Origin of the sequence: Streptomyces flavotricini (assembly GCF_020639365.1) — a bacterium.
Taxonomy (GTDB): Bacteria; Actinomycetota; Actinomycetes; order Streptomycetales; family Streptomycetaceae; genus Streptomyces; species Streptomyces flavotricini.
The window spans coordinates 1-331 of the sequence record NZ_JAINUL010000045.1; the positions used below are offsets into that span (position 1 = coordinate 1).

Genomic DNA, 331 nt, shown 5'->3' on the forward strand with positions numbered 1-331 from the left:
CACCCGGCAGCGGCACCCCCACCGGAACCGTCACCTTCACCGGCCCCGGCGGACTCAACGTGACACTTGCGCTGGACGCGGGCGGCACGGCATGCCTGACCACCAGCAGCCTCACCAGCGGCACGTACTCGGCCACCTACAACGGCGACTCCTGCTTCGCGGGCTCGGACGGTCCCTTCGAGGTGACGGTCAACCAGGCTGCCAGCACCACCACCGTATCGGTCGACCCCAACCCCTCGGTGTGCGGCGAGACCGTGACCGTCTGCGCCACCGTCACCGCAGTGGCACCCGGCAGCGGCACCCCCACCGGAACCGTCACCTTCACCGGCCC

General features: G+C 71.0%; 1 protein-coding gene. It reads left to right on the top strand.

Annotated elements, in window-relative coordinates; genetic code table 11:
- Positions 1-331, top strand: a 331-nt coding sequence (locus K7B10_RS40610) for an Ig-like domain repeat protein (protein WP_229346093.1), incomplete at both ends; no start/stop codon positions are given.